Genomic DNA, 17,649 nt, shown 5'->3' on the forward strand with positions numbered 1-17,649 from the left:
CGCTTCAACAATTGCTGGCGCTATGGTTAAGGGCCAAAACAAAACGGCCGCCCCGAAAGGGCGGCCGTTGCGGTTCATATCGGTTGGCAAGCCTTACGCGGCCGCCTTCAGTTCCTTGTCGATCATGGCGCGCAGGCTGCCGAGATCCTTTGCGAAGGCGCGGATGCCTTCGGAGAGCTTTTCGGTCGCCATGGCGTCTTCGTTCAGCATCCAGCGGAAGGTCTTTTCGTCGATCTTGATCGGCGAGGCCTTGATGGCCTTTTCCGGCGACAGCTTGCGCTCCAGCGTGCCCTCTGCTGCGTCGAGTTCCTCGAGCAGGGCAGGGCTGATCGTCAGGCGGTCGCAACCGGCCAGCGCTTCGATTTCGCCGGTGTTGCGGAAGGAGGCGCCCATGACGATCGTGTTGATGCCGTTGGACTTGTAGTAGTCGTAGATCGCGCGGACCGAGAGAACGCCCGGATCTTCTTCTGCCGAAAACGTCTTGCCGCTCGCCTTGACGTGCCAGTCGAGGATACGGCCGACGAAGGGCGAGATCAGGAAGGCTCCGGCATCGGCGCAGGCAATGGCCTGGGCCTTGTTGAAGAGCAGCGTCAGGTTGCAGTCGATGCCGTCCTTCTGGAGGACTTCCGCAGCGCGTATGCCTTCCCAGGTGGAGGCGAGCTTGATGAGGATGCGGTCGCGGGGAATGCCGCGCGCTTCATAGGCCTTGATGATCTCGCGGCCCTTGGCGATCGAGGCTTGCGTGTCGAAGGACAGGTCGGCGTCGACTTCCGTCGAGACGCGGCCGGGAACGAGCTCGGAGAGGGCTGCGCCGACGGAGATGGCGAGGCGATCGGCAACCGCCGAGACGACGCCGTCGTGGTTGCCGCCCTGGGACTGGCCCCAGCGGATGGCCTCGTTGACGGTGTCGGCAAACATCGGCGTGCCGAGGGCCTTCAGGACGATCGTCGGATTGGTGGTGCAATCGACCGGCTTCAGGCGGCGCACGGCTTCGATGTCGCCGGTGTCTGCCACGACGGTGGTCATCGCGCGGAGTTGTTCAAGCTTGGACGTCATGTCGATATCCCGAAATGGTTGTTGCTGGGCTGGTTTCCCGAGAGAAATGCCAAGCCCTCCTCCATGTTCCTGTGAAAGCGCGCTCGACGACTGTGCTTCCTGTTTCAGTCGCCGCGCGTGCCGACACAACCAATCTGCCGACGGAAGGCCGCCAGCCGATATGTCATGAACTATCGTCGCTTCGGCGGGCGAAAGTCAAGCACTTTTGCTCAATCGTCTGGACATATGTCGCATTTTCGATTTCGTGTGTTAAGGTGGTGCAGAACGATTGCAGACAGATGGAGGCGACGTGACAAGGCTCCGGCGCGACACACACACGGCCTATTCGGAATCGGCCGCCCTTCGGCTCAGGGCCGCCTGGCTCTATTACAACCAGGGTCTCACCCAGAAGGACGTGGCGGAAAAGATCGGCGTCAGCCGCAGCACCGTCATCCGCATGCTCGACGAGGCGCTGAAGCGCTCCGAGGTGCAGATCTGGATCAACGAGGGTGTCGGCGACTGTGTCGAACTCGCCGTGCGGCTCGAGAAGGCCTACGGGTTGGACGAGGCCGTGGTGGTGCCGGCGGCGGCAAGCGCGGAAGCGACGGCGAAGGGCGTGGGGCTGGCACTTGGCCAGTTCCTGACCGAGGCGATCCCGGACGATTGCACCATCGGCGTCGGCTGGGGGCGCACACTGACCGCCTCGCTCGCCAGCTTCCGCCCGGCACGGCGGGAGCGCGTCAAGGTCGTCTCGCTGCTCGGCGGTGTGGTCGAGGCGCATCATATCAACCCGATCGAATATACCTGGCGGCTGGCGAGCCAGCTCGGCGCGGAATGTTACCTGTTTCTTGCGCCGCTACTCGTCGATTCGCGGGAAACCAAGCGCAGCCTCATCGAGAAATGCGGCCTGAAGACGCTGTTTGAACTGGCGGAGAACATGGATATCGCGGTGGTGAGCTGTGGCGATATCGGGCCGCGTGCAAGCTCCCTGTCGCGTGATTTCATTGCCCGGCATGAGCTGGAGGAACTGATCGAGGCCGGCTGCGTCTGCGATACGATGTGCAATTTCCTCGATGCCGAAGGGCGCACGATCGATCATCCGATCCGTCACCGCGTCATGTCGATCGACCTCGAAACGGTGAGCAAGGCGCGCCATATCGTGCTGGTTTCCGGCGGCGCACACCGGGCGCCGGCCATTCGCGCCACCATCCGTCGCGTCGGCTGCAACACGCTGATCACCGACGAGGGCGCGGCACAGGCCATGCTGCGGCTGGCGGAAACCGCCGCCGCCGCCTGACTAAAGCAAGTCGAGGCGAATGGCGCGGGTGATCGCGCCGGTAATGTTGCGGGTGCCGAGCTTGTCGATCGCGCTGCGCATGGCCTCAGCCACACGCGGCATTGCGAGATCTGTTTCGAGCACGATATCGGCCGGTGTCCTGCCGTTGGCGGCAAGTTCGAGACACCGTCTTTCGATTTCGGTCAGCTCCGGGAGGTGGGAAAGATCATTTTCCGAGGACGTCATGCGCCCCGCTTAAAGGCAGATGTGCGCCGCGGGAAGCGCAAGGCGTTCCAATGCTTAACGGGATAGGGCGGTTTTTCGCCACTTTGTCCCGCTGTGGGACAAGTTTCATCCCCTCCGTCGGCCTGATTTCCTGCGACGCCGCGTCGTCGCAAAAAGATGGGGATTTGCCTTTGGACGCTGCTAGCTGGTAAGCCACGCGCGAAAAGGCTGGAGACGGACGTGACATCCAAAGAACAGAAGGCGGCGATCCGGAACGAACGGCTGGCTTTGCGCGATGCGATGACGCCGGAGGCGCGCATCGAGGGCAGCCTCGCCATGGTCGAGCATGCCGGCGATCGCCTCGACTTCGAGCCTGGCACCGTGATTTCGGGCTTCTGGCCGATCCGCTCGGAGGCGGATATCCGTCCGCTCCTGGCGCATCTGCGCACACGCGGCGCGCGACTGTGCTTGCCTGTCGTGCTCGATCGCGAGACGATCATCTTCCGCGAACTGGTTGTCGGGGCGCCCGTCGTGAAGACCGGATTCGGCACGACCGGGCCGGGGCCGGAGGCTGCCGTGCTCGATCCAAACATCCTGCTCGTGCCGCTGTCGGCCTTCGACCGGGCAGGGCACCGCATCGGCTATGGTGCCGGCCATTACGACCGGGCGATCGACCGCCTGAAGGCGAAAGGCCATGCGCCAAAACTGATCGGCATTGCGTTCGACTGCCAGGAAGTGGCATCAGTACCCGCGGAACCGCACGACGTCCCCCTGGACGCGATCCTCACCGAGAGCGGCTTCCGTTTGTTCCAACAGGTTTTGTAAGGCAGTTCGATGCGTTTTCTTTTTCTGGGCGATATGGTGGGCAAGACCGGGCGAACGGCCGTGTGGCAGCGCCTGCCCGGGCTGATCAGCGATTTCAAGCTGGATTTCGTCGTCGTCAACGGGGAGAACGCGGCCGGCGGCTTCGGCATCACGGAAGAGATCTTTCTTGAAACTGTCAATGCCGGTGCCGACGTGGTGACAACGGGCAACCACGTCTGGGACCAGAAGGAAGCGGTGACGTTTGCCGGCCGGCACGACCAGTTCCTGCGCCCTGCCAACTATCCCGCCGGCACGCCCGGCCGCGGTGCCAACCTGTTCATGGCCAAGAACGGTGCCCGCGTGCTCGTCGCTAACATCATGGGCCGCGTCTTCATGCACCCGGAACTCGATGACCCCTTCAAAGCCGGCGAAACGATCCTCGCTTCCTGCCCGCTCGGCGAGCAGGCGGACGCGATCATCTTCGACTTCCACGCCGAAGCGACCAGCGAGAAGCAGTGCTTTGGCCATTTCGTCGACGGCCGCGCGAGCGTCGTGGTCGGCACGCACACCCATGTGCCGACGGCCGATTGCCAGATCCTGAACGGCGGCACGGGTTACATGTCGGATGCCGGCATGTGCGGGGATTATGATTCCTCGCTCGGCATGGAGAAGGAAGAGCCGCTCAACCGCTTCATCTCCAAAATGCCGAAGAGCCGCTTCGAAGCGGCCTCCGGGCCGGCGACGATCTGCGGGCTGGCGGTCGAAATCTCCGACCGCACGGGGCTTGCCGAGAAGATCGCACCGCTTCGCCTCGGTCCGCGGCTGGCCGAAACGGTGCCGGATTTCTGGCGCTGATCTCACGCGATACCAGCGAATTGCGGTAAGAAGCGCCTCAGATCATGTGGCGCAGGTGATCGGCCGAGCCTCCGCTGAAGGTCAGGTGCGCCTTGACGCCGACATCCGGCTCCTCGGCCGGATTGAAGTTCGCCTTGGCGATCTCCCAGCCGAATTTCAGCTTGCTGCCGGTCGAGGCCCAGACTTCGGCGTCCTCCATTTCCAGCGCCAGCATGGTGAGCTTCGGGTCGTCCTTGCCGTGGTCGAACCAGGCCTCGACGACGGAGCTCCAGTATTCGTCGACCTTGATCGGGTCGCGGCGCACGGAAATCCGTCCGGCAATGCAGGCATGGTAGTCGTGGTCCTTGCCGACAACGCAGAAATGCGCCCGCGACCCCGGCACAGTCGCTTCAACGATCTCGGCATCCGTCTTGGTGAAGAACCAGATCGTCGCCGCCTGGCGGTCGAGCTGCGGCGCCATCGGCTGCATGTGCATGTGGCTACCTTCGACGCCGAGCATGCCGGCATGGATCCTGTCGATCTCGTCAAAGAGCTGTTCTTTCGGGTTTTCGCGGGCCCGGGTAAGATTGGACATAGCTATACCTCTTCACGTTGGATTGCGTGAAGATGGAACGTGCCGTCGTGGAGAAGGTTCCGGGAGAAGCCCGGCGGGCAGTCAAACGATTGTGATCGCGGTGGGTCGTCGGAAATCTCGACCCATCCGGCTTGCTGGCGCATAGTCGCGCCGACCAATGAACGGAGCCGCTGATGCCGCATCTCCTGCTCATTCCGCTTTTGCTTGCCGCTCTTGTTTTCGTTGCCACGCCGCGGCCATTGCTTGCGCAAGCCGAGGCGCCGGTCAGCCAGTGCCAGATGATAGCAAGGTCGCTCCCCTCCGTCACCTTCGCCAGCTTTTCCGCGACGACACCGCTGCGGGTCCAGGCCAGGGCGAACGAGGAGGTGCGCATCACCTATGTCGGCCACTCGACCTTCTTCATCGAGACGCCGGCGGGCGTGAAAATCGCCACCGACTATAACGGCTGGTTCAAGCCACCGGCGCTGCCGACCGTGGTGACGATGAACAAGGCTCATTCCAGCCATTACACGATGACGCCGGAGCCCGGCATCGAATATGTGCTGCATGGCTGGCAGGACGGTTCAGAGAAGGGCGCGGACCACGATGTCGTGGTGGGTGACACCTATATCCGCAATGTGCCGACCGACATCCGCAACTGGGGCGGATCGATGGAGCCGAACGGCAATTCCATCTTCATCTTCGAGGTCGCCGGCCTCTGCATCGGCCATCTCGGCCACCTGCATCATGAACTGACGGAAAAACAATATGCCGAAATCGGCCGGCTCGACGTGCTGATGGTGCCGGTGGATGGTGGCCTCACCATGGGCGCGGAGAGCATGAGCCGCGTCGTGCAACGCCTGCGCTCCTCGCTCATCCTGCCCATGCATCGCCGCGGGCCGCCGATCAGCCAGTTCCTCTCGATGTTCGGCACCGGCTTCGACGCGGTGACCGATGAGGACGCGACGATCACCGTTTCCATCCGCAGCTTGCCGAAGCGGCCGACGATTCATATTCTCTCCGGCGTCTGATGCCGGAGTTTTTTGATGCGTTTTCTCTTTGCCATGCCTGTCCTGTTGCTCACGTCCGCCTTTGCTTTCGCGAGCGGCGCGCCGACGCCGGGCGGTCCCGCGGTCGAATCCGGCCAGCCGCGCGAGACGGTGACGCAACCCGTCGAAAAAGTGCCGACGCGTTCCTTTGGCCTGGCGCAGCGGTTCGTCATGCCGTCCGGCAATATCGGCTGCACCTATATTCCGGAAGGCGGCACCGAGGTGTATCAGCCTATCGATGGCGGGCCGGAACTTTCCTGTGATCGGGTCGAACCGAAATATCTGCGCGCGACGCTCGGCCGGAGTGGCAGGGCCGTGGTGAGGACGAATGTCGGCGACCAGGGCTGCTGCGGCGGTGAGACGACGGTCGACTATGGCGAAACCTGGTCGGCCGGTCCCTTCACCTGCTATTCGGAGCGCACGGGCCTGACCTGCGAGCGTAGCGACGGGCACTCCTTCCTGCTGAGCCGCGCCCGCGTTCGGGCGGACTGAAACTCACCCGCCGCTTTGTTTGCAGGACTGCTGGACGTCCGGCGGCAATGAAATTATAAGGCGGCATTTCGAAAATCGGGGCGTAAGGCCGGCGCATCAGCGCGGCGAGGGCTCCGGCACAGTGACCGGCGACCGGACGTGGGCGCCAAAAAACGAGACAGGGGTGCCATGGCTGGCCATTCACAGTTCAAGAATATCATGCACCGCAAGGGAAAACAGGATTCCGTGCGGTCGAAAATGTTCTCCAAGCTTGCGCGCGAAATCACGGTTGCGGCAAAGACCGGTCTGCCCGACCCGTCGATGAACGCCCGCCTGCGCCTGGCGATCCAGAACGCCAAGGCGCAGTCCATGCCGAAGGACAATATCGAGCGTGCCGTCAAGAAGGCATCCGGCGTCGATGGCGAGAACTACGAGGAAGTCCGCTACGAGGGCTACGGCCCGGGCGGCGTCGCCGTCATCGTCGAGGCGCTGACCGACAACCGCAACCGCACCGCGTCCGTCGTTCGCTCGACCTTTTCCAAGGCTGGCGGTGCGCTCGGCGAAACCGGTTCGGTCTCGTTCTCCTTCGACCGCGTTGGCGAAATCACCTACAAGCTCTCCGTCGGTAACGCCGATGCCGTCATGGAGGCGGCAATCGACGCCGGTGCGGAGGACGTGACGACGGACGAGGACGGCCACACGATCATCTGCGGCTTCGAGGATATCGGCGAGGTTTCCAAGGCGCTGGAAGACAAGCTCGGCGAAGCCGAGACGGTCAAGGCGATCTGGAAGGCCCAGAACACCGTGCCGGTCGACGAGGACAAGGCGCAGTCGCTGATGAAGCTCATCGACACGCTGGAAGACGACGACGACGTACAGAACGTCTACTCGAACTTCGAAGTGTCCGACGAAGTCATGGCCAAGCTTTCGGCCTGATCAAATAGACCTATCCTCGTATCGTTCTCATCCTCGGGCTTGACCCGAGGATCCACGCGGCAGCGCGGCACGGATGGTCGGGTCAAGCCCGACCATGACGATAGAGAGGTTCATCAAAAAGGCCGGGTGCCACATGGCCCCGGCCTTTTTTCGCTCAGGCGGCGAGCGCAAGCTCCTGCTGAGCCTCGGCGAACAGCCGAACCGATTTCAGCCTAGCGTCCATGTCGTAGATCGGCATGGAGACGATCAACTCGTCGGCCTTGGTGATCGACAGGAAATCGGCGATCTGGCGCTTGATCTTCTCGGGCCCGCCGACCACCGCATATTGCAGCGTGTGCTCGACATTGATGCGCTCCCCTTCGCTCCAGTGCGGATCCATGTCGTCGACCGGTGCCGGGAAGGCGCCCGGCGTGCCGCGGCGGAGGCGCACGAAGGATTGCTGCATTGAGGTGAAGAGATAGTCGGCCTCCGCATCCGTATCGGCGGCTGCACCCATCACGCCAACCATGGCATGCGGCTTGTCGAGATATTGCGAGGGCTCGAAGCGTTCGCGGTAGATTTCCAGCGCCGACAACAGCATGTCCGGCGCGAAATGTGAGGCGAAGGCGAAGGGCAGGCCGAGCATGCCGGCAAGATGGGCCGAATAATGGCTGGAGCCGAGCAGCCAGACCGGCACGTTGCTGCCCGCACCGGGGATCGCGACGACCTGTTGTTGCGGGCTTGTCGGTCCCATGAGCTGCATGAGTTCCACGACATCCTGCGGGAAATTGTTGGCGGCACTGTCCAGATTGCGGCGAAGCGCCTGGGCCGTGCGCATGTCCGTGCCGGGCGCGCGGCCAAGCCCGAGGTCGATGCGATCCGGGAAGAGGGCGGCGAGCGTGCCGAACTGCTCGGCAATGACGAGCGGCGAATGGTTCGGCAGCATGATGCCGCCGGAACCGACACGGATTTTTTTCGTCCCCGCCGCTACATGCTGGATGACGAGCGAGGTGGCGGCGCTGGCGATGCCGCGCATGCCGTGATGTTCGGCGAGCCAGAAGCGCTTGTAGCCATAGGCCTCCGCCTCCTGCGCCAGACGGCGGGAGTTTTCGAGCGATTGGGCGACGGTGCCGCCTTCGGTGACCGGGGAAAGATCGAGGATGGAGAAGGGCACCATGGGAGCGGCCTCTTTGTAAGGGAATTTGATCGTCCTCCCATGTAGGTTCAGTTCCGTGAAATCCAAGCGACCGCTTCCAGGTTTTCGCAAGCCCCTTTGCAAAAGCCTGAATGTTTTTGTTTTGTTCACATTTCACTGGCAGGGTCACCCCGACAAGATTAGGGTTTCAGCATGCAGGAAATGATTCGCATCATCGGTATCGACCCCGGCCTTCGCCGCACCGGCTGGGGCGTCATCGAGACGCTAGGAAATTCCCTGCGCTTCGTTGCCTCCGGCACCGTGACCTCCGATGGGGATGCGGATCTCGCTTCCCGCCTCTGCCAGCTGCATGACGGACTTTCCGAGATCATTCACAGCTATCAGCCGCATGAGGCGGCCGTCGAGCAGACCTTCGTCAACAAGGATGCCGTGGCGACGCTGAAGCTCGGCCAGGCCCGCGGCATCGCCATGCTGGTGCCGGCGCGGGCGGGCCTGCGTGTCGCCGAATATGCGCCGAACGCGGTCAAGAAGGCCGTCATCGGCGTCGGCCATGGCGAGAAGCAGCAGATCCACATGATGTTGAAGGTGCTGATGCCGAAGGCCACCTTCACCGGCAATGACGCCGCCGATGCGCTCGCCATCGCCATCTGCCACGCCCACAACCGTCAGGGCCTCTCCGGCCGCCTCGCCAAGCTTGTCGGCTGATTTGTTCTTGACTTGTTCTAGTCTAACCGATAAGTAATACCGTGGAGGTATTACCATGCGTGTGACGGAAAAAGGCCAGGTGACGATCCCGCGTAATGTGCGGAGCAATCTTGGCATCGTGCCGGGATCGGAAGTCGAATTCGTGCTCCAGGGCGACAGCGCCGTGTTGCGCCTTGTCGAGCCCTCCACCGACGAGCGCGAGCAGAAAGTGCAGGCTCTGACAGAGCATCTTCGCCGCCACAAAGGCTCAATGGCGCTTGGCGATCTCGATGGAGATGCCTTCTACAAGCTGTTGCGCGACTGATGGCGACGCTCATCGACACCAACGTCCTGATTGACCTCTTTGATTCCGGCAGCGCCTTCGAGGGTTGGTCGCTCCTCGCGATCGCCGAGGCGCGGCGGCAGGGTGATGTACTGATCAACCCGTTGATTTACGCGGAAATGGCCGCCGGCTTTGCCACGGTGGGCGCCCTCGATGCGGCCCTTTCGCCCACGTCGTTTCTTCGAGAAGATCTGCCGTGGGAGGCCGCTCACGCGGCCGGCCTGGCCTTCCTGCAATACAAACGCGGCGGGGGCGACAAGCGTTCGCCGCTGCCGGATTTTTATATAGGTGCCCACGCCCTTGTGCGCGGTCACAGTCTCCTGACCCGCGATCCCGCGCGCTACAAGACCTATTTTCCGATGATCCGCTTGATCACGCCCGAAACCCATCCCTGACGGACCCATCCCATGATCGGCAAACTCAAAGGCACAATCGACGAGATCGGCGACGACCATGTGGTGCTCGACGTGCACGGTGTCGGCTACGTTGCCCATTGCTCCGCGCGAACACTTGGCAGGCTCGGGTCGGCCGGCGAGGCGGCGGTGCTGTTCATCGAAACCTATGTGCGGGAGGACCAGTTCAAGCTGTTCGGGTTCCTCACCGCGCTGGAGCGTGAATGGTTTCGCCTGTTGCAGAGCGTGCAGGGTGTCGGCTCCAAGGTGGCGCTCGGGGTGCTCTCGACGCTGACGCCGGGCGAACTGGCGAATGCGATTGCGCTGCAGGACAAGACGGCGGTGTCGCGCGCACCGGGCGTCGGGCCGAAGGTCGCGGTGCGGATCGTCACCGAACTGCGCAACAAGGCGCCGGCTTTTGCGGGCGAGGCCTCGGCCTCGATCGGGTTCAAGCAGGAGCTGGGCGAAGGTGTTGCTTCGGCACCGGTGTCTGATGCCGTCTCGGCGCTGACCAATCTCGGTTATTCGCGCGATCAGGCGGCCAATGCCATAGCGGCGGCGCTGAAGAATGGCGGGGAGGGGGGCGACAGCGCCAAGCTCATCCGTCTCGGCCTCAAGGAATTGTCGCGGTGATGCGGTTGCCTTCCGCCGTGGACAATGGGATTAGGGCGCGATGAGCGACGAAAACGGACTGCTGACGCCGGAAAAGCGCGGCGAGGACATCGATACCGCCCTGCGGCCCCAGACGCTGGACGATTTTACCGGCCAGGCGGAGGCGCGCGCCAACCTTAAGATCTTCATCGAGGCGGCGAAGAACCGCGGCGAGGCGCTCGACCACGTGCTTTTCGTCGGCCCACCCGGCCTCGGCAAGACGACGCTCGCCCAGATCATGGCGAAGGAACTCGGCGTCAATTTCCGCTCGACCTCCGGCCCAGTCATCGCCAAGGCGGGCGACCTTGCGGCGCTGCTGACCAATCTCGAAGAACGCGACGTGCTCTTCATCGATGAAATCCATCGTCTCAACCCGGCCGTCGAGGAAATCCTCTATCCGGCCATGGAGGATTTCCAGCTCGACCTGATCATCGGCGAAGGCCCGGCCGCGCGCTCGGTGAAGATCGACCTGTCGAAATTCACGCTTGTCGCCGCGACCACGCGCCTCGGCCTGCTCACCACGCCATTGCGCGACCGTTTCGGTATTCCGGTGCGGCTGAATTTCTACACCGTCGAAGAACTGGAATCGATTGTGCGCCGCGGCGCGCGGCTGATGGGGCTCGGCATCACCGAAGACGGCGCGCACGAGATCGCGCGTCGTGCGCGCGGCACGCCGCGCATCGCCGGCCGCCTGCTGCGCCGGGTGCGCGATTTTGCCGAAGTGGCGCGGGCGGAGGCGGTAACCCGGGTCATTGCCGATGACGCGCTGACGCGGCTGCTCGTCGATAATATGGGGCTGGACCAGCTCGACCGACGCTATCTCTCGATGATCGCACACAATTTCGGCGGCGGGCCAGTCGGTATCGAGACGATCGCGGCTGGCCTGTCTGAACCGCGTGACGCGATCGAGGACATCATCGAGCCCTACATGATCCAGCAGGGTTTCATCCAGCGCACGCCGCGCGGCCGTGTTTTGACCGTAAACGCCTGGAAACATATGGGGCTCACGCCACCGAAGGATCTCGAGGCGTCGCAGTTCAGGCTGTTTAGCGAGGACGATTGATGTGCTGACCCGGCGTGGGATGCTCAAAACCTTCGGTGGATTGATTGCCGTGGGTTTAGCGTCCTCCGCCTATGCGGTCGGCATCGAGCCATTGTTGCGGTTGCGCACGACGACCTATCGCGTCGTGCCACCCGGCTGGCCGGAGGGGCAAAAACTCCGGATCGTGGCGCTTGCCGACATTCACGCCTGCGAACCCTGGATGACTGCGCGCCGCATCGGCGATATCTGCCGTTATGCCAATGATCTCGGCGGCGATATTATCGTGCTGTTGGGTGATTACATTTCCAGCATGCGCGCGGTCTGGAGCCAGGTGCTGCCGGAGATATGGGCGGCGGAGCTGTCGGTGCTTCATGCGCCGCTCGGCGTCCATGCCATCCTCGGAAACCATGACTGGTGGGACGATCTGGACGCACAGGCGGCCGGTGGCGGCGAGACGGTCAGTCATCGCGTGCTGCGGGAGGCGGGTATTGCCGTCTACTCCAACCGTGCCGCGCGGATCGAGGCGACGACGGGCGCCTTCTGGCTTGCCGGCCTGGAAGACCAGCTTGCGTTGCGCCCCGGCCGGCGCTGGAACCGTTTTGGCTATGTCGGGCTGGACGACCTGCCGGGCACGCTGGCGCAGGTGACGGATGAGGCGCCGATCCTCCTCATGGCGCACGAGCCGGATATCTTTCCGCAAGTGCCCTCGCGGGTTTCGTTGACGCTTTCCGGCCATACCCATGGCGGGCAGGTGCGGTTGTTCGGCTATTCGCCCATGGTGCCTTCTGCCTATGGCAATCGCTTCGCCTACGGCCATGTGATCGAGGAAGGCAGGCATCTTTGCGTCTCCGGTGGGCTTGGCTGTTCGATCGCGCCGGTGCGCTTCGGCTCGCCGCCGGAAGTCATGGTCGTCGACCTCGGCTGACCCTCTCGTCTTGCAATTGTCGGCGCTTTGCGGGAGAGAGGCGGAAACTGTAAGCCGGATTCGACCATGACGGACGTCAACCATCATCTCTCAGGCGAACTGACCGAAGCGGGCCACCGTCTCGTGCAGCGGGTCTATTACGAGGACACGGATTTTTCCGGCGTCGTCTACCATGCCCGCTATCTGCATTTTCTTGAGCGCGGGCGGACGGATTATCTGCGGCTGCTTGGTGTCGAGCAGGGCAGCCTCGTTCTGGAGGAGGACCGTGAGGGCCTCGTCTTTGTCGTGCATCGCATGGAGATCGACTTCAAGTCACCCGCGCGCATGGATGATATCCTGACGATCCTGACCTCCACGGAAAAGGCAGGCGGGGCGAAGATGATCCTCAACCAGGAAATCCGCCGCGGAGAACAGCTTCTGATTGCCGCCCGGGTCATCATTGCCGTCATCAATTCCGCCGGGCGCCCCCGGCGCCTGCCGGAAGGTCTGGCCGCGCGTTTTCTTGCCAAGGCGCAAGAAACTTTGGGCGCGCATTAGCAGTAACACTCCCTTAACCATAATGATGTCTTACTCAGGTCGTGAGGATTTTGTGCACTGCACGTCATCCTTTAACCAAATTTGCCGTCAAGAAGGCGGGTTGTAAGCGTTTTGACCGGCATGGCAGCCGGCGGCATCAACCGGACATTCTTGACGGGCATGCGAAGCAGTGTGGAGTAAATCCCTGGCTGTGACGCACGTTTCTGTGAATGCCGATGCGAGTTCTACCTTTAAGGCAGACCGTGCGGCGTGAATGTTACCCGGTTCGAGCCGCAAGGGCCCGTGCCGGGTGTTTGGATTCGGGGACATAGGTCTATGGAACAAGTGGGTTTGGAAGCGGCGCACAGCGTGACTCTTTGGGCACTCTTCATGCAGGCCGGATTCGTCGTCAAGCTGGTCATGCTCGGCCTGATCGCAGCGTCCGTATGGACCTGGGCAATCGTCGTTGACAAGACGGTGAGCTATGGCAAGGCGCGCCGCCAGCTTGACAGTTTCGAACAGGTGTTCTGGTCGGGACAGTCGCTGGAGGAGCTTTTCCGCACGCTCTCCGATCGCCAGACCTCCGGCATGAGCGCCATCTTCGTGGCGGCGATGCGGGAGTGGAAGAAGAGTTTCGAGCGCGGCGCGCGATCGCCGATCGGCCTGCAAATGCGTATCGACCGGGCGATGGACGTGACGTTGTCGCGGGAATCCGAAACGTTGGAAGCCCGTCTGGGTTCGCTTGCGACCATCGGTTCGGCGGCCCCCTTCGTCGGTCTCTTCGGTACGGTCGTCGGCATCATGACCTCGTTCCAGGCCATTGCAGGATCCAAGCAGACAAGCCTTGCGGTCGTGGCACCCGGTATCGCCGAGGCGCTTCTTGCAACCGCAATCGGCCTGCTTGCCGCAATTCCGGCGGTTATTGCCTACAACAAGTTCTCTGCTGATGCTGGCAAGCTGACATCGCGCATGGAAGGTTTTGCGGACGAGTTCTCCGCCATCCTGTCGCGCCAGATCGACGAGAAGCTGCAGCCGCGCGCCGCGGCGCAGTAGGAGACAACGCCAATGGGCATGTCAGTTGGTGGAAAGAATTCAGGCGGTGGCCGCCGTCGTCGCGGGGGTGGCAAGAGAGCCCCGATGAGCGAAATCAACGTGACGCCGTTCGTCGACGTCATGCTCGTGCTGCTCATCATCTTCATGGTGGCAGCACCCCTGATGACGGTCGGCGTGCCGATCGACCTGCCGAAGACGCAGGCCAAGGCGCTGAACGCCGATACGCAGCCGATCACCGTGTCGGTCAAGGCCGACGGCCAGGTCTTCCTGCAGGAAACGGCGATCCCGATCGACGAGGTTGCCGCCAAGCTGCAGGCCGTGGCGACCACGGGTTACACCGAGCGCGTTTTCGTACGCGGCGACGGCAATGCGCCTTACGGCATTGTCGCCGACGTGATGTCGCGTATCCAGGCTGGCGGGTTCACCAATATCGGCCTCGTCACCGAGCAGAAACTGGACAGGTAATCGCAGGCCATGAAGGGCAGCCTTACCACATCAGCCGTGCTTCACGCCCTGGTCATCACCGCGGCGCTGGTTTCGCTTGGCAGCCCTGAAAGTTTCGACGTCGCCAGCGTCGAGGCGCTGCCGGTCGACATGGTGTCGATCGAAGAGCTGACGCAGATCCAGCAGGGCGACAAGAAGGCCGAAGTCAGGGAAAAGGCAGCCCCCATTCCGACCAAGAAGGAAACGCCGGTCGAGAATGCGGAAAACGCCGGAGACAACAAGGTCGACCTGAAGACCCTGCCGACACCGGAGGAAAAGCCGCGCGATGTCGAGACGGCCGCCTCACCGGAAAAGGCGGAGAAGGTCGTCCAGACGCCTGACACCAAGCCCGTCGAGGACGTGAAGCAGGAAGAGACTGCCAGCGAGCCGTCGACGGAGGTCGCAGCGACCGCGGAAACCAAGCAGGAGGTCAAGCCGGACCCGAAGCCCGAGGCGACACCCACCGAGGAAAAGCCGACCGCGGACCCGGAAGCCGAAGCGCTGCCCGACAAGATTCCGCTTCCCGAGATGAAGCCGAAGCTTGAAACCGCGACGGCCGAGGCGAAGAAGGCCGAGGACAGCAAGAAGGTCGAGACGGCAAAGGCTGAAACCGCCAAGACGCCCGACCGCAAGAAGGACCAGAAGAAGAAGCAGGAAAAGGCAAGCTCGCTGAATGACAGCGACTTCAATGCCGACGAGATTTCCGCTCTTCTCAACAAGGAAAAGGCAGCCGGCGGTGGCGCCAAACGCTCGCAGGAGCAGGCAGCGCTGGGCGGCAAGAAGACCACGAGCGGCGTCAAGCTGAGCCTGAGCGAAATGGACGCGCTGCGCGGCCAGATCGAGAACAACTGGTCCATCACGCCCGGCATGTCCGATGCAAGCGACGTGCGTATCAAGGTGACCATGCAGCTCGACCAGAACGGTGACATCATCGGCGAGCCGGACGTGGTCGCGACGGGCGGTTCGGAATCCGCGCGCCGCGCCCTCGCCGGCGGTGTGCGCCGCGCCATCATGAAATCACGGCCCTTCAAGGGGCTGCCGCCTGAAAAATATGACGTCTGGAGCGAAGTCGAAGTGAACTTCGACCCCAGCGCAATGATGTAAGAACTAGGAAGGCCTAGATAGATGTTCAGACGCAATCTCCTCCGACTTCTGGTCGTGCTGACCGGCCTCGCGGTGTCCCTGCCGCTGGCCTCAGCGAAAGTGGAAATCAACATCAACAAGGGTAACGTCGAGCCGTTGCCGATCGCCGTGACCGATTTCATCGCAAGCGGTGATCTCGGGCAGCGCATTACCGATGTGATCGCGGCCGACCTGAAGCGGTCCGGCCTCTTCGCGCCGGTCAACAAGCAGGCCTTCATCGAGAAGATCTCCAACCCCGACCAGCCGCCGCGCTTCGAGGACTGGAAGGTCATCAATGCGCAGGCGCTCGTTACCGGTCGCGTGACGCAGGAGGGTGACGGGCGTCTTCGCGCCGAATTCCGCCTGTGGGACACCTTCAGTGGCCAGCAGCTGACCGGCCAGCAGTTCTACACGCAGCCGGAAAACTGGCGTCGTGTCGCCCATATCATCGCCGATGCGATCTATGAGAGCCTGACCGGTGAGAAGGGTTACTTCGACACCCGCGTCGTCTACGTCGCCGAAAGCGGCCCGAAGACCGCCCGCAAGCGCCAGCTCGCCATCATGGACCAGGACGGCTTCAATTCCCGAGCGCTGACGAACGCCAACGAGCTCGTCCTGACGCCGCGCTTCTCGCCGAGCCGCCAGGAAATCACCTACATGTCCTTCGAAGGCAACCAGCCGCGCGTCTACCTGCTCCAGCTTGAGACGGGGCAGCGCGAGGTGGTCGGCAACTTCCCGGGCATGACCTTCTCGCCGCGCTTCTCGCCGGATGGCCAGAAGGTCATCATGAGTTTGCAGCAGGAAGGCAATTCCAACATCTATACGATGGACCTGCGCTCGCGCACCACGACGCGGCTGACCTCGACGGCGGCGATCGATACCTCGCCGTCCTATTCGCCGGATGGCACGCAGGTCGTCTTCGAAAGCGACCGTGGCGGAAGGCCGCAGCTCTACGTGATGGGCGCAGACGGCTCCAACCAGCGCCGCATTTCCTTCGGCGACGGCTCCTACTCGACGCCGGTCTGGTCTCCGCGTGGCGATCTCATCGCCTTCACCAAGCAGTCGGGCGGCAAGTTCTCGATCGGTGTGATGAAGACGGACGGTTCGGGTGAGCGCATCCTCACCAGCGGCTTCCACAATGAGGGCCCGACCTGGGCGCCGAATGGCCGCGTGCTGATGTTCTTCCGTCAGGGCGCCGGTGCCGGTGGTCCGCAGATCTATTCGATCGACCTGTCCGGTTACAACGAGCAGCTCGTCCAGACGAAGGGCTTTGCTTCGGACCCGGCCTGGTCGCCGCTTCTCGAATAGGACAGACATATGGCAGCTCTGCCGCGTTCTTGCCGCAAAGTCCTGTAAATCAGGCTTCAAGGCGAGACGCGGCAGAGCTGTTTCTACGTACAATGCAGGGGCCGGGGACGGTCTTAAAGCAATCATTAACCATAGTCGTTGAATGCGGATTAACCGCTCGCGGTTACAGTCTGGCAACCCTGATTGAAAACGCTGCTTCAACGAACTTGACGCAAAAACTGATGCAAGGAGACCGGCTCATGAGCCGCATTCATTCCCCGGCCGTTGGCCGCATGCAGACCATCGCCCGCAACCCGGCAATGATCGCCCTGTTCATGACGCTCGCCCTCGCAGGCTGCGCCTCCAAGAAGAACCTGCCGAACAATGCCGGTGACCTCGGCCTGAACGGTGCGGGCGCCGCAACGCCGGGCTCGCAGCAGGACTTCACCGTCAATGTCGGCGACCGTATCTTCTTCGACACCGACTCGACGTCGATCCGTGCCGATGCTTCGGCGACGCTCGACCGCCAGGCGCAGTGGCTGCAGCAGTATCCGAACTACGCCATCACGGTCGAAGGCCATGCCGACGAACGCGGCACGCGCGAATACAACCTCGCGCTCGGTGCACGCCGTGCGGCTTCGACCCGCCAGTATCTCGCATCGCGCGGCATTCCGGCCAACCGCATAAAGACGATCTCCTTCGGCAAGGAAAAGCCGGTCGCCGTCTGCGACGACATTTCCTGCTGGTCGCAGAACCGCCGCGCCGTGACCGTTCTCGGCGGCGCTGGCATGTAATTCCTTCCCCCGGGAAGG

Annotated in this window: 22 protein-coding genes; 18 read left to right on the forward strand and 4 right to left on the reverse strand. The window is 62.7% G+C overall.

Annotated features, from left to right (window positions below; genetic code table 11):
- Positions 1-93 precede the first annotated feature (93 nt).
- Complete coding sequence (gene tal, locus ACT6VE_RS14290; protein ID WP_444799236.1) at positions 94-1,056, reverse strand: transaldolase; 963 nt, start codon at positions 1,054-1,056, stop codon at positions 94-96.
- Positions 1,057-1,345: 289 nt separating this feature from the next.
- Between tal and ACT6VE_RS14295 the strand changes: the two genes are divergently transcribed.
- Positions 1,346-2,332 carry a sugar-binding transcriptional regulator gene (locus tag ACT6VE_RS14295; RefSeq protein ID WP_444799237.1) on the forward strand — a complete coding sequence of 329 codons (987 nt, stop codon included), beginning with the start codon at positions 1,346-1,348 and terminating at the stop codon, positions 2,330-2,332.
- On the opposite strand, the gene ACT6VE_RS14300 is transcribed toward ACT6VE_RS14295, so the two are convergent.
- Entirely contained in the window at positions 2,333-2,557 is a 225-nt protein-coding gene (locus ACT6VE_RS14300) for a hypothetical protein (RefSeq protein WP_444799238.1), read from the reverse strand.
- Between the two features lie 219 nt (positions 2,558-2,776).
- On the opposite strand from ACT6VE_RS14300, the gene ACT6VE_RS14305 reads away from it, so the two are divergent.
- Both ACT6VE_RS14305 and ACT6VE_RS14310 read left to right on the forward strand, forming a co-directional pair.
- Positions 2,777-3,361, forward strand: a complete 585-nt coding sequence (locus ACT6VE_RS14305) for a 5-formyltetrahydrofolate cyclo-ligase (protein WP_444799239.1) — start codon at positions 2,777-2,779, stop codon at positions 3,359-3,361.
- A 9-nt stretch (positions 3,362-3,370) separates the two neighbouring features.
- Positions 3,371-4,195, forward strand: coding sequence for a TIGR00282 family metallophosphoesterase (locus ACT6VE_RS14310; RefSeq protein WP_069061208.1), 825 nt, complete (start codon positions 3,371-3,373; stop codon positions 4,193-4,195).
- Between the two features lie 37 nt (positions 4,196-4,232).
- Here the strand turns inward: ACT6VE_RS14310 and ACT6VE_RS14315 are convergent, their stop codons facing one another.
- Positions 4,233-4,769 carry a pyridoxamine 5'-phosphate oxidase family protein gene (locus ACT6VE_RS14315; RefSeq protein WP_444799240.1) on the reverse strand — a complete coding sequence of 179 codons (537 nt, stop codon included), beginning with the start codon at positions 4,767-4,769 and terminating at the stop codon, positions 4,233-4,235.
- Between the two features lie 170 nt (positions 4,770-4,939).
- On the opposite strand from ACT6VE_RS14315, the gene ACT6VE_RS14320 reads away from it, so the two are divergent.
- The 3 genes from ACT6VE_RS14320 (at position 4,940) to ACT6VE_RS14330 (ending at position 7,204) form a co-directional block, all read left to right on the forward strand.
- Positions 4,940-5,779 (forward strand): MBL fold metallo-hydrolase, encoded by an 840-nt coding sequence (locus ACT6VE_RS14320; RefSeq protein ID WP_444799292.1) that lies wholly within the window; start codon positions 4,940-4,942, stop codon positions 5,777-5,779.
- 15 nt (positions 5,780-5,794) lie between these two features.
- Positions 5,795-6,289 (forward strand): hypothetical protein, encoded by a 495-nt coding sequence (locus tag ACT6VE_RS14325; protein WP_444799241.1) that lies wholly within the window; start codon positions 5,795-5,797, stop codon positions 6,287-6,289.
- 168 nt (positions 6,290-6,457) lie between these two features.
- A complete protein-coding gene (locus tag ACT6VE_RS14330) occupies positions 6,458-7,204 on the forward strand; it encodes a YebC/PmpR family DNA-binding transcriptional regulator (protein WP_444799242.1) in 747 nt (248 codons plus the stop codon).
- A gap of 154 nt (positions 7,205-7,358) precedes the next feature.
- Here the strand turns inward: ACT6VE_RS14330 and ACT6VE_RS14335 are convergent, their stop codons facing one another.
- Positions 7,359-8,360 carry an LLM class flavin-dependent oxidoreductase gene (locus ACT6VE_RS14335; protein WP_444799243.1) on the reverse strand — a complete coding sequence of 334 codons (1,002 nt, stop codon included), beginning with the start codon at positions 8,358-8,360 and terminating at the stop codon, positions 7,359-7,361.
- Between the two features lie 171 nt (positions 8,361-8,531).
- Here ACT6VE_RS14335 and ruvC point away from each other — a divergent pair, with 171 nt between their 5' ends.
- From ruvC to pal, 12 genes are all read left to right on the forward strand, one after another.
- On the forward strand, positions 8,532-9,044 hold the full coding sequence (gene ruvC, locus ACT6VE_RS14340; protein WP_444799244.1) for a crossover junction endodeoxyribonuclease RuvC: 513 nt from the start codon (positions 8,532-8,534) through the stop codon (positions 9,042-9,044).
- A gap of 55 nt (positions 9,045-9,099) precedes the next feature.
- Entirely contained in the window at positions 9,100-9,348 is a 249-nt protein-coding gene (locus ACT6VE_RS14345) for an AbrB/MazE/SpoVT family DNA-binding domain-containing protein (protein WP_444799245.1), read from the forward strand.
- A complete protein-coding gene (locus ACT6VE_RS14350; protein ID WP_444799246.1) occupies positions 9,348-9,761 on the forward strand; it encodes a type II toxin-antitoxin system VapC family toxin in 414 nt (137 codons plus the stop codon). The genes ACT6VE_RS14345 and ACT6VE_RS14350 overlap by 1 nt, the downstream gene beginning before the upstream one ends.
- A gap of 12 nt (positions 9,762-9,773) precedes the next feature.
- Positions 9,774-10,391 carry a Holliday junction branch migration protein RuvA gene (gene ruvA / locus ACT6VE_RS14355; protein WP_444799247.1) on the forward strand — a complete coding sequence of 206 codons (618 nt, stop codon included), beginning with the start codon at positions 9,774-9,776 and terminating at the stop codon, positions 10,389-10,391.
- Positions 10,392-10,431: 40 nt separating this feature from the next.
- Positions 10,432-11,472 carry a Holliday junction branch migration DNA helicase RuvB gene (ruvB, locus tag ACT6VE_RS14360; RefSeq protein WP_444799248.1) on the forward strand — a complete coding sequence of 347 codons (1,041 nt, stop codon included), beginning with the start codon at positions 10,432-10,434 and terminating at the stop codon, positions 11,470-11,472.
- A gap of 1 nt (position 11,473) precedes the next feature.
- Positions 11,474-12,376 carry a metallophosphoesterase gene (locus tag ACT6VE_RS14365; protein ID WP_444799249.1) on the forward strand — a complete coding sequence of 301 codons (903 nt, stop codon included), beginning with the start codon at positions 11,474-11,476 and terminating at the stop codon, positions 12,374-12,376.
- 66 nt (positions 12,377-12,442) lie between these two features.
- Positions 12,443-12,913, forward strand: coding sequence for a tol-pal system-associated acyl-CoA thioesterase (gene ybgC, locus ACT6VE_RS14370; RefSeq protein ID WP_444799250.1), 471 nt, complete (start codon positions 12,443-12,445; stop codon positions 12,911-12,913).
- 315 nt (positions 12,914-13,228) lie between these two features.
- A complete protein-coding gene (gene tolQ / locus ACT6VE_RS14375; RefSeq protein ID WP_444799251.1) occupies positions 13,229-13,945 on the forward strand; it encodes a protein TolQ in 717 nt (238 codons plus the stop codon).
- Positions 13,946-13,957: 12 nt separating this feature from the next.
- Positions 13,958-14,410 (forward strand): protein TolR, encoded by a 453-nt coding sequence (gene tolR, locus ACT6VE_RS14380; protein ID WP_444799252.1) that lies wholly within the window; start codon positions 13,958-13,960, stop codon positions 14,408-14,410.
- Between the two features lie 9 nt (positions 14,411-14,419).
- Positions 14,420-15,532, forward strand: a complete 1,113-nt coding sequence (locus tag ACT6VE_RS14385; RefSeq protein WP_444799253.1) for a hypothetical protein — start codon at positions 14,420-14,422, stop codon at positions 15,530-15,532.
- A 21-nt stretch (positions 15,533-15,553) separates the two neighbouring features.
- Entirely contained in the window at positions 15,554-16,858 is a 1,305-nt protein-coding gene (gene tolB, locus ACT6VE_RS14390) for a Tol-Pal system beta propeller repeat protein TolB (protein ID WP_444799254.1), read from the forward strand.
- Positions 16,859-17,097: 239 nt separating this feature from the next.
- Entirely contained in the window at positions 17,098-17,631 is a 534-nt protein-coding gene (gene pal, locus ACT6VE_RS14395; protein WP_444799255.1) for a peptidoglycan-associated lipoprotein Pal, read from the forward strand.
- Positions 17,632-17,649: the final 18 nt, after the last annotated feature.

It is taken from the genome of Shinella sp. (assembly GCF_052438155.1).
In the GTDB taxonomy this organism is placed as follows: Bacteria; Pseudomonadota; Alphaproteobacteria; order Rhizobiales; family Rhizobiaceae; genus Shinella.

Bases quoted from the DNA above. Each gene is read 5' to 3' on its own strand.
- ACT6VE_RS14335 (WP_444799243.1), bottom strand. From the start codon at position 8,360: ATGGTGCCCTTCTCCATCCTCGATCTTTCCCCGGTCACCGAAGGCGGC.
- ACT6VE_RS14385 (WP_444799253.1), top strand. From the start codon at position 14,420: ATGAAGGGCAGCCTTACCACATCAGCCGTGCTTCACGCCCTGGTCATC.
- ACT6VE_RS14350 (WP_444799246.1), top strand. From the start codon at position 9,348: ATGGCGACGCTCATCGACACCAACGTCCTGATTGACCTCTTTGATTCC.
- ACT6VE_RS14310 (WP_069061208.1), top strand. From the start codon at position 3,371: ATGCGTTTTCTTTTTCTGGGCGATATGGTGGGCAAGACCGGGCGAACG.
- ACT6VE_RS14315 (WP_444799240.1), bottom strand. From the start codon at position 4,769: ATGTCCAATCTTACCCGGGCCCGCGAAAACCCGAAAGAACAGCTCTTT.
- ruvA (WP_444799247.1), top strand. From the start codon at position 9,774: ATGATCGGCAAACTCAAAGGCACAATCGACGAGATCGGCGACGACCAT.
- ruvB (WP_444799248.1), top strand. From the start codon at position 10,432: ATGAGCGACGAAAACGGACTGCTGACGCCGGAAAAGCGCGGCGAGGAC.
- ACT6VE_RS14330 (WP_444799242.1), top strand. From the start codon at position 6,458: ATGGCTGGCCATTCACAGTTCAAGAATATCATGCACCGCAAGGGAAAA.
- tal (WP_444799236.1), bottom strand. From the start codon at position 1,056: ATGACGTCCAAGCTTGAACAACTCCGCGCGATGACCACCGTCGTGGCA.
- ACT6VE_RS14345 (WP_444799245.1), top strand. From the start codon at position 9,100: ATGCGTGTGACGGAAAAAGGCCAGGTGACGATCCCGCGTAATGTGCGG.
- tolQ (WP_444799251.1), top strand. From the start codon at position 13,229: ATGGAACAAGTGGGTTTGGAAGCGGCGCACAGCGTGACTCTTTGGGCA.
- ACT6VE_RS14325 (WP_444799241.1), top strand. From the start codon at position 5,795: ATGCGTTTTCTCTTTGCCATGCCTGTCCTGTTGCTCACGTCCGCCTTT.
- pal (WP_444799255.1), top strand. From the start codon at position 17,098: ATGAGCCGCATTCATTCCCCGGCCGTTGGCCGCATGCAGACCATCGCC.
- tolR (WP_444799252.1), top strand. From the start codon at position 13,958: ATGGGCATGTCAGTTGGTGGAAAGAATTCAGGCGGTGGCCGCCGTCGT.
- ACT6VE_RS14300 (WP_444799238.1), bottom strand. From the start codon at position 2,557: ATGACGTCCTCGGAAAATGATCTTTCCCACCTCCCGGAGCTGACCGAA.
- ruvC (WP_444799244.1), top strand. From the start codon at position 8,532: ATGCAGGAAATGATTCGCATCATCGGTATCGACCCCGGCCTTCGCCGC.
- tolB (WP_444799254.1), top strand. From the start codon at position 15,554: ATGTTCAGACGCAATCTCCTCCGACTTCTGGTCGTGCTGACCGGCCTC.
- ybgC (WP_444799250.1), top strand. From the start codon at position 12,443: ATGACGGACGTCAACCATCATCTCTCAGGCGAACTGACCGAAGCGGGC.